8 protein-coding genes, 1 pseudogene and 1 riboswitch are annotated in these 9,415 nt (G+C 75.0%); of the genes and pseudogenes, 6 read left to right on the top strand and 3 right to left on the bottom strand.

All coding sequences use genetic code 11. From position 1 onward, the window contains the following. The 3 genes and pseudogenes from BG452_RS22515 to BG452_RS22505 all read left to right on the top strand — a co-directional run. Positions 1 to 988, top strand: a pseudogene (locus tag BG452_RS22515) (hypothetical protein); the annotation flags it as partial. Between the two features lie 7 nt (positions 989 to 995). After that, positions 996 to 2,003: an N-acetylmuramoyl-L-alanine amidase gene (locus tag BG452_RS22510; protein ID WP_317621176.1), complete on the top strand. Its 1,008-nt coding sequence runs from the start codon at positions 996 to 998 to the stop codon at positions 2,001 to 2,003. 209 nt (positions 2,004 to 2,212) lie between these two features. Then, the gene (locus tag BG452_RS22505) at positions 2,213 to 3,148 is read left to right on the top strand and encodes a hypothetical protein (RefSeq protein ID WP_188306152.1); all 936 of its coding nucleotides are present in this window, start codon (positions 2,213 to 2,215) and stop codon (positions 3,146 to 3,148) included. A gap of 85 nt (positions 3,149 to 3,233) precedes the next feature. Here the strand turns inward: BG452_RS22505 and BG452_RS22500 are convergent, their stop codons facing one another. From BG452_RS22500 to BG452_RS22490, 3 genes are all read right to left on the bottom strand, one after another. Further along, the gene (locus BG452_RS22500; protein WP_188306151.1) at positions 3,234 to 4,295 is read right to left on the bottom strand and encodes a prenyltransferase; all 1,062 of its coding nucleotides are present in this window, start codon (positions 4,293 to 4,295) and stop codon (positions 3,234 to 3,236) included. Further along, positions 4,292 to 5,041, bottom strand: coding sequence for a class I SAM-dependent methyltransferase (locus BG452_RS22495; RefSeq protein WP_188306150.1), 750 nt, complete (start codon positions 5,039 to 5,041; stop codon positions 4,292 to 4,294). Before BG452_RS22495 ends, BG452_RS22500 begins: the two co-directional genes overlap by 4 nt. A 172-nt stretch (positions 5,042 to 5,213) precedes the next feature. Beyond that, entirely contained in the window at positions 5,214 to 6,524 is a 1,311-nt protein-coding gene (locus tag BG452_RS22490; protein WP_188306149.1) for a glycosyltransferase family 4 protein, read from the bottom strand. Between the two features lie 291 nt (positions 6,525 to 6,815). Between BG452_RS22490 and BG452_RS22485 the strand changes: the two genes are divergently transcribed. The 3 genes from BG452_RS22485 to BG452_RS22475 form a co-directional block, all read left to right on the top strand. Next, entirely contained in the window at positions 6,816 to 7,415 is a 600-nt protein-coding gene (locus tag BG452_RS22485; RefSeq protein WP_188306148.1) for a TetR family transcriptional regulator, read from the top strand. A 134-nt stretch (positions 7,416 to 7,549) separates the two neighbouring features. Continuing rightward, positions 7,550 to 7,631: riboswitch (cobalamin riboswitch) on the top strand. A gap of 108 nt (positions 7,632 to 7,739) precedes the next feature. After that, entirely contained in the window at positions 7,740 to 8,984 is a 1,245-nt protein-coding gene (locus BG452_RS22480) for a prenyltransferase/squalene oxidase repeat-containing protein (protein WP_188306147.1), read from the top strand. Next, positions 8,984 to 9,415: SCO2322 family protein (locus tag BG452_RS22475; RefSeq protein WP_262986032.1), on the top strand; the 432-nt coding region annotated here is incomplete at its 3' end. The genes BG452_RS22480 and BG452_RS22475, both read left to right, overlap by 1 nt.

Here is a 9,415-nt window from a genome sequence, read left to right as displayed (position 1 = left end):
CCCGACGCCCTTCCGATCTCCGCCGCCCCCGGGCGCGCCGCCGGCGGCCACGGCGTTCCCCACCCACGCGACCCCGCAGGACCGGGGCTCCCAGGGCGGGTCGCTCCCCGGCCCGGGGTACGTCTACCCGCCGCCGCCCCAGGCCGGCCCGTACCCGCAGGCCCCGAACCCGCACGCCCCGAACCCCCAGGGCGGCTACGGGTACCCCCCGCCCCCGTACCGGACCCAGCCGGACCACCCGACGGCCCACCCGGTCGACGGCGGGGACGACGAGGACCGCCCGGCCAACCGCAGGGCCCCGCTGCTGATCGGCTTCGCCGTGCTGCTGGTGCTGGCGGTCGGCGGCGGCCTGCTGTACGCGACCCAGGGCGGCGACAAGAACGGCCAGGCCGCGCCCGCCCCTTCGGCCGCCACCGCGACCGGCTCCGGCAATCCGCAGCCCGCCCCGGCGCCCACCGGTACGGACGCCGGGCCGAGCACCGCCGCGCCCACCGACTCGCCCGCCCCGACCGCGACCACCGCCGGTCCCGACGCCAAGGCCCAGGCGCAGGAGCTGGACGCGCTGCTGACCGAGGGCGGGAACGCCAGGACGCAGATCGGCAACGCGGTCGCCAAGGTATCCAGTTGCCCCGCGAAGACCGACATCGACAGCGCGGTGCAGGTCTTCGACAGCGGGGCCAAGCAGCGCGACGGCCTGCTGACCAAGCTCTCCAAGCTGAGCGTCACCGACCTGCCGGGCGGCGCGGACGCGGTGAACTCGCTCAAGTCCGCCTGGCAGTTGTCCGCCGACATCGACCGGGCGTACGCGAGCTGGGGGCGTGCGGTCGCCGGCCAGGGCTGCTCCGGCAACGCGCCCACCACGGCGGACAAGAAGCACGCGGACGAGCTCAACCCGCAGGCCACCCAGGCGAAGAACGACTTCCTGACCAAGTGGAAGCCGATCGCCACGACGTACGGTCTCACCCCGCCCACCTCGGACAGGATCTGAACCACCCGTGACCGGCCCCACCTCCCGCACCCCCCGCCGTTCCGCCCTGCTGCGCGCCGCCACCGCGGTGGCCGTGGCCGTTCCGCTCTGCACGGCGGGCTGGCTGGGCTGGCACGCCCTGGACGACTCCGGCCCGGTGGGCGCCGCGACCTCCGCGTCGCCCACCACCGCCCAGTCCACCACCGCCCAGTCCACCGGCGTCCAGTCCACCGCCGTGACGCCCACCCAGCCCGCCACCCAGCCCACCGGCCAGGCCCCGGCCACCCCGGAGGCCCCGCCCACCGGCAGCACACCCACTGGCGGCGCCGCGACGACCACCCCCACCCCGGAGAGCTCGGCCGCCGACCTCACCGGCCGCACCGTCGTGATCGACCCCGGCCACAACCCCGGCAACGCCGCCCACCCCACCGAGATCAACCGTCAGGTGGACGTCGGCAACGGCCGCAAGGAGTGCGACACCACCGGCACCGAGACCAACGCGGGCTACACCGAGGCCGACTACACCCTGGACGTCAGCCGCCGGGCCCGGGCCCTGCTGGCCGCCCGGGGCGCCAAGGTGGTGCTGGTGCAGGACGGCGACCGCCCCTGGGGCCCGTGCGTCGACGAGCGCGCCCGGGCGGGCGCGGACGCGCACGCCGACGTCGCGGTCTCGGTGCACGGCGACGGCGGCCCGGCGAGCGGCAGCGGCTTCCACGTGATCATGCCCGCCAAGGTGGTGGCCGGAAAGGCGGACAACTCGGCGATCGTCGAGCCCTCGCACCGGCTGGGCCTGTTGCTGCGCGAGCACTTCCACGCCGCGACCGGCGAGCCCTACGCCGACTACATCGCGAACGACGGCCTGGACACCCGCTCCGACCTGGGCGGCCTCAACCTCTCCGCGGTTCCCAAGGTGTTCATCGAGTGCGGTAACATGCGCAACTCCGCGGACGCCGGACGGATGACGGACCCTCAGTGGCGCCAGCAGGCCGCCCAGGGGATCGCCGATGCGCTGGCCGCCTTCCTGACCACTCACTGAGTGGGCCCGGCAAGGGAGTTGGGACGTACGAGCCCGGTGGACGACAGCCCACCGCGTCCGCACGGTTTGCAACGACTTCGACCCATTGCCGAGCCCGCCGTGCACCGGCGGGACGGTTGGGCCTAGGCTTCTGGTCCGTTCGGGAGTTTCGGCCGGTCAGCACGACCGCGCGAAGCACCGTCCACGACACGTCAACGAGGGGAACGTAAGTGAATCTGCGCGCTCTCACCAGGGGAGACGCCGCCGTCGCAGGCGGGGCCGTCCTGCTCTTCATCGCCTCCTTCCTGCCCTACTGGACCGTCGACTGCAGCGGCCGGTACTGCGGGAACACCTCGCAGAACGCGTGGAGCACCGAGCTGTTCCCCATCCTGCCCTCGATCTACCTGCTGGGCATCGCCGCGGCCGTGCTGATCCTGGTGCAGCGTTTCCAGGGCCCGGCCGGCGCCAACCGCCAGGTGCTCGGCCTGCGGCTGGACCAGTGGGGCATCGCGTTCGCCGTGGCGGCGCTGTGGACCTCGCTCTGGGCGCTGGGCGGCGGCCCGTCCGCCGGCAGCATCAGCCACGGCTTCGGTGCCTGGCTCGGTCTGATCTCGCTGATCGTGCTGGCGGGTGCGGCCGCGGCCGCTCCGCTGGTGCCGGCGCTGAAGGCTCCGCTGGTCAGCGACCGCCCGGCGGCCGTCCCCTACCAGGGCGGCTACCCGATGCCGGGTCAGCCCGGCCACCCCGGCGCCCCCGGTCAGCCCGGCCCCGGCCAGTACGGCTACCCGGGCCAGGCCCACGACCCGGCCTTCGGCGGCCAGCCGGCCGGTGGCTACGGCTACCCGGCCGCCGGCCAGCCGCAGCCCGGCCAGATGCAGCCCGGTCAGCCGGCGCAGCCGCAGGACGCCGGTGTCCCGGCCCCGCAGCCGATCCCGGCCGCCCAGCAGCAGGCCGCCCCGGCGGCGGACTTCCAGCCGTTCTGGTTCGCCGTGCCGGCCCCGCGCCAGCTGGCCCCGAAGGACAACCCGGCCGGTGCCCCGGTCGGCGAGGTCGTGCCGGGCACCTGGTACCTGGCCGTCGAGCAGCGCGGCGCGGCCCTGGTCGCCCAGCTGCCGGACGGCAGCCAGGGCGTGCTGGCCGACACTGCGGGCATCCAGCGCGGCTGACGCCGTCGTCCGACGGACGTCCGGACATGACGAAGGGGCGGGACCGGTGATCCGGTCCCGCCCCTTCGTCATGCTCCGGAGGCCCTCAGCAGCAGTCCTGGACCACCAGCCCGGCGGGCAGCTGCTCCCCGCCGAAGACCGCGACGGTCGCCGGGTCCCCGCCGAGCGCGGCCACCGCGAGCAGCAGCGCCCCGGCCGTCCAGGTGGTGCGCTCCTCGGGCCAGATCGCGTCGTCCTCGAAGACGTACCCGGTCCAGTACGAGCCGTCCTCGTGCCGCAGGTGCCGCTGGATCCAGCGCAGGATGTCCACCGCGCGGTCGGACTGGCCGATCGCCCAGAGCGCGAGGGCCAGCTCGGCGCTCTCGCCGCCGGTCACCCACGGGCGGTCGCTGACGCAGCGCACGCCGAGGCCGGGGACGACGAAGCGCTCCCAGTCCCGCTCGATCCGCGCCACCGCCGCGTCGCCGCGCAGGCCGGTGCCGAGCACCGGGTAGTACCAGTCCATCGAGTAGCGGCCCTTGTCGAGGAACCGCTCGGGATGGTGGGCGACGGCGTGCCCCAGCCGGCCGGCCGCGAGCTCCCAGTCGGGCTGGGGCTCCTCCAGGTAGTCGGCGACGGCCAGCCCGCAGCGCAGCGCGTGCAGGATGCTGGACGAGCCGGTGAGCAGCGCCTCCTGGGTGGCGGCGCCGTCCTCGTCGACCCGCCAGGCGATCGGGCCGCCGGTCAGCCGCAGGCCGACGATGAAGTCCAGCGCCCGCCGGACCACCGGCCAGATCCACTCCAGGAAGGCGTCGTCGCCGGTGCTGAGGTGGTGGTGCCAGACCCCGACCGCGATGTACGCGCAGAAGTTGCTCTCCTTGGCGTGGTCGGTGACCTCGCCGTCGGTGTACGCGGCGTACCAGGAGCCGTCCGGGTTCTGCCGGGCGGCGAGCCAGCGGTAGGCGGCCTCGGCCGCGGCGTGCTCGCCGGCGGTGTCGAGGGCCATCGCGGCCTCGGTGTGGTCCCAGGGGTCGAGGTGGTGGCCGGCGAACCAGGGGATGGCGCCGTCGGGGCGCTGCTCGGCGAGGATGCTGCGGACGGTGTCGGCCGCCTGCTCGGCGTCCAGCACCCCGTCGAGCAGCAGCACCTCGGGGACGGCGGCGGTCATGCGCCCGACCGACCGGACTCGGCGCGGTGCGGCTTCGTGGCGTAGGCGACGAAGCTCTTGCCGATGACCGGGTTGAGCGCCTTCTCGGCGGCCTTGGTGATCGAGCTGATCACCGGGGTGCCGACGATGTCCCAGACCAGCAGCTGGTGGTAGGCCTTGACCGGCAGCGCCTTGTCGTTGTCCACGCCGAGGGCGCACTTGATCCACCAGTACGGCGAGTGCAGCGCGTGCGCGTGGTGGGTGCCGTACGGCTCCAGGCCGGCGTCCTTGAGCTTGCCGAGCAGTTCGTCGCCCCGGTAGATCCGGATGTGGCCGCCCTCGACCTCGTGGTACTCGTCGGACAGCGCCCAGCAGATCTTCTCCGGCAGCCAGCGCGGCACGGTGACGGCGAGCAGGCCGCCCGGCTTGAGGACCCGGAACATCTCGTTGAGCACGCCCTTGTCATCGGGTATGTGCTCCATCACCTCGGAGATGATGATCTTGTCGAAGTAGTCGTCCTCGAACGGCAGCGCCAGCGCGTTGCCCTCCATCGCGACCGCCGACGCGCCCTCGGGGGCCTCGCCGGCCAGCTCCATCGCGGCGAACCACTTCTTGACCTCGGCGATCTCCTCGGCGTTCTGGTCGAGGGCGATCACGTTGGCGCCGCGGCGGTAGCACTCGAACGCGTGCCGGCCCCCGCCGCAGCCCAGGTCGAGCACCCGGTCGCCGGGGGCGAGCGGGAAGCGCGAGAAATCGACGGTCAGCACTGCAGGGCTCCCATTCCTATTGCTACCAAGCGATCCTGACGCTTCGTCAGACCGCTTCGTCAGGTCAACGCTCCGCCGGTCCGGCGCCTCTCCTCCGGGCCCGGCCTCGGCGCCGTGCCCGGCTTCGACACCGCGCCCGGCCTCCACACCGCGCCCGGCCTCGACACCGGGCTCAGGGCACGTACCGCCAGCCCGGCCCGGAGCGGGCCCGGGCACCGACGCCGGTGGCGATCGCCGCGCGGTACGCCTCGGCGGTCAGCTCGGCGGCCCGCTCCCAGGTGAACCGGGCCAGCACCCGCTCCCGGCCGGCCGCGCCGAGCTCGGCGCGCAGCTCCGGGTCGTCCAGCAGCCGGCCGAGCGCGGCGGCCAGCGCGTCCGCCTCCCCCGGCGGCACGGCCAGGCAGGTCTCACCGTCCGGCCCGGCCACCTCGGGGATCGCCCCGCCGGTGGTCGCGACCAGCGGGGTGCCGGTGGCCATCGCCTCGGCGGCGGGCAACGAGAAACCCTCGTACAGCGACGGGACGCAGGCCACCTCGGCCGAGCGGTAGAGGTCGACCAGCTCCTGGTCGCTCAGGCCGGTGCGGAACTCGATGTGCTCCGCCAGCCCGAAGCGGCGCACCGCCTCGGCCACCGGCCCGTCCTCCTTCTGCGGCTTGCCGACCACCACCAGGTGGGCCTCCCGCTCGGTGCGGACCTTGGCCAGCGCCTCGACCAGGAACACCAGGCCCTTGAGCGGCACGTCCGCGCTGGAGGTGGTGACGATCCGGCCGGGGACCCGCTCGATCTCCGACGAGGGCGACCAGAGCCGGGTGTCGGCGCCGATCGGCACCACCGAGATCGCGCGGGGGGCGGCGCCCAGGTGCTCGGCGATCTCGCGCTGCGAGGTGCCGGAGACGGTGATCACGTGGTCCAGCCGGGCCGTGACCCGGCGCTGCATCCGGGTGAAGGCGTACCAGCGGCGCAGCGAGAGCCGCTTGACCCGGGTGGTCGCCGCATCCAGCTCCAACTGCCGGTCCACGGTGATCGGGTGGTGGATCGTGGTGACCAGCGGGAAGCCGTGCCGGGCCAGGCCGAGCAGTCCGTAGCCGAGGGTCTGGTTGTCGTGCACCACGTCGTAGCGGCCCTTGTGCCGGGCCAGGTACCGGCGGGCGCGCAGCGAGAAGGTGAGCGGCTCGGGGAAGCCGCCGGTGCGCATGGTGGCGAACTCCAGCACGTCCACCGGCCCGCGGAACTCGTCGCGGGCGGGCGTGCGGAACGGGTCGTCGGCGCGGTAGAGGTCCAGGCTGGGCAGCTCCACCAGGCGGACCGTGCCCGGGCCCTCGACCTCGTCCAGCACGGGGTAGGGCTGGGCGCCGATCACGTCCACGTGATGGCCGAGCCGGGCCAGCTCACGGGCGAGGTGCCGTACGTACACGCCCTGACCGCCGCAGAACGGGTCCCCGCGGTATGACAGCAGGGCAATCCGCAGCGGCTGCGCGGTCATCCTCGGCCCTCATCTCTGGCTGCTATCGGTGCGAGCGGCGCCAACGGCGACGCTGGTCGCTAAAGTAGATCAGGTTTCAGTGGCGGTGGAACTCGTCATCGACCGTGTGAACAATGAGAGACCTCGAAGATACCGGCCCGTAGCTTTCGCTCAGGAGCCAGGGCTGGTGATTCCCGCCACGCCGGGCCCGACCGACCGCGACCGACCGCCGGCCGCTCCGGGCCGACCTTTCTGGAGCACGCCGCCACCCACGCGCCCCCGGGAGCACCCTTGCCGTCGCCGACCACGCCCGTGAGTCCCGCCACCCCTCCGCAGGGCGAGCCGCCGCTGTCCGCGCGCCAGGCCGAGCGGCGCCGGCGCATCCTGCGCGCCGCCACCGCGCTGGCCGCCCGCGGCGGGTACGAGGCCGTGCAGATGCGGGAGGTCGCGGAGAGCGCGCAGGTCGCCCTCGGAACGCTGTACCGGTACTTCCCGTCCAAGGTCCACCTGCTGGTCGCGGTCATGCTGGAGCAGTTGCAGGAGCTCCAGGAGCACATCCGGCGGCACCCGCCGGCCGGCCCGGAACCCGCGCCCAGGGTCGCCGACACCCTCACCCGGGCCTTCCACGCGCTGCAGCGCGAGCCGCTGCTGGCCGAGGCGATGGTCCGCGCGATGTGCTTCGCGGACCGCTCGGTCGGTGCCGAGGTGGACCTGGTCAGCGCCGCCACCGGACAGCTCATCCTGGACGCGATCGGGCAGTCCGGCCCACCCAGCGACAGCCAGCGCGCGGCCGTCCGGGTGATCGAGCACACCTGGCACTCGGCCCTGGTCGCCTGGCTCTCCGGGCGCGCCTCGATCGCCGAGGTCCGGGCCGACCTGCACACCGCCGCCCGGCTGCTCACCCTGCCCTGACCCCGCCCCGAGGAGCCCGGCCGGCGGCCGATTACTGGAACCTGTTCCTGTCCCCGCCCGCTCCCGCGACCCGCGCGCCGCGACCCGGCGGCTAGAGTCGACGGGCAGCACAACTCCATCCCGCTCCTCCCCCGGGGAAAGCCGGTGCGAATCCGGCGCTGACCCGCAACCGTGAACCCGAGCGCGCCCCCGCGCGCCGGACGAGCCGGAACACCCGGGGAGGGACGAGCGGCGAGCCGGACGCCCACGCGCCCGGCACCCGTCGAGGACTACGGAACGGCCCCGCCCGGGCCCCCACCGCTCACCGAAAGGCACACCCGCACCATGCTGACCGCCGCCCGCCTGGGCGCCGCCGCCCTGTCCGCCGCGCTGCTCACCGGCCTCGCCGCCGCACCGGCCCTCGCCGACGCCGCCCCGCCCACCGTCCCGGACGGCCTGTACGGCAAGAGCGACCCGACGTACGACGGCGTCTGGCGGCAGTCCCTCGCGCTCACCGCGCTGACGACCGCCAAGATCACCCCCGCCGACTCCGCCGTCGGCTGGCTCACCGGGCAGCAGTGCGAGGACGGCGGCTGGCCCTCCTACCGGGCCCCCGGCGCCGCCTGCGACGCCAAGTCCGAGGACAGCAACGCCACCGCCGTCGCCATCCAGGCCCTGGTCGCCCTCGGCGGGCACCAGCCCGCCGTCGACAAGGGCGTCCAGTGGCTCAAGGCCAACCAGAACACCGACGGCAGCTGGGCCTACAACCCCGGCAGCCCGGGCGACGCCAACTCCACCGGACTCGTCGTCAACGCCCTGTTCGCCGCCCGGACCGACCCGGCCGGCGTCGCCAGGCCCGGCAACGGCGGCGCCGGCAAGAACGCCTTCGACGGCCTCGCCCGCTTCCAGCTCGGCTGTACCGCCCCCGCCGACCAGCGCGGCGCCTTCGCCTACCAGCCCGACCCGGCCGCCGGCACCCTCGCCCCCAACACCCTCGCCAGCGCCCAGGCCGCCCTCGCCGCCGCCGGCGGACACCTGCCGGTCGCCGGCTCGGTGCGCGCCGACGCCACCGCCAAGCCCCTCGCCTGCGCCGACGGCTCCGCGCCCGCCACCATCCCGCACGCCGAGGCCGGCGAGGCCGTCAGCGCCTACCTCTCCACCCAGCTCGAGGCCGGCGGCGACCACCTCACCCTCACCACCCCGGGCGCCGACCCCAAGCCCGACTACACGGCCACCGCCTGGGCCGCCCTCGCCCTCACCCAGAGCGGCCACCCCGACCAGGCCACCGCCGCCGTCGGCTGGCTGGAGGGGCAGGGCGCCACCTGGACCAAGAACGGCACCGACGCCGGAGCCACCGCCACCCTGCTCCTGGTCTCCCAGGCCGCCCACCACGAGGACGCCGCCCTCACCGGCCAGCTCACCGCCCTCGGCCCGGCCCCCAAGGCCAACGCCGCCGCGGCGGACACCGCCCCGGCGCAGAAGAAGGACGAGGGCTTCGGCAAGCTCTGGCTGATCGTCGTCGGCGCCCTCATCGGCATCGGCGGCGGCCTGCTGCTCAGCCTCCAGCGCAAGCGCAACCCCAACCTCTGATGGGTCACCTCCCCGACGCCCCGCCGGCCGGGGCCCCGGCCCGCCGCCCCGCGCGGCGGGCCCTGGCCGCCGTACTGCTGCCGCTGGTCGGGGCGCTGGTGCTGCTCGCCGCCGCCGCGCCCGCGCAGGCCGCCGGGTACCGGTACTGGTCGTTCTGGCACGGGGCCGACGGCGGGGCGTGGACGTACCAGCAGCAGGGGCCGGCGATCGCCGTGCCGCCGGACGGCTCGGTGGACGGCTGGCGGTTCGCCGTCAGCCCGGACGGCGGGCAGGACGCCGCGAAGCCGCGCACGGCGGCCCGGTTCGACGAGATCTGCGCCGCCACGCCCGCCCAGGACGGCCGCAAGCGGGTCGCCGTGGTGCTGGACTTCGGGACGGCCGAGGACGCCGGCGCGTCCGCCGCGCAGCCGCCCGAGCAGCGGACCGCCTGC

Origin of the sequence: Streptomyces sp. CBMA123, assembly GCF_014596465.1 — a bacterium.
GTDB lineage: Bacteria > Actinomycetota > Actinomycetes > Streptomycetales > Streptomycetaceae > Kitasatospora.
Note: the sequence above shows the minus strand (reverse complement) of the source record. Positions and strands in the feature narration are given on the sequence as shown.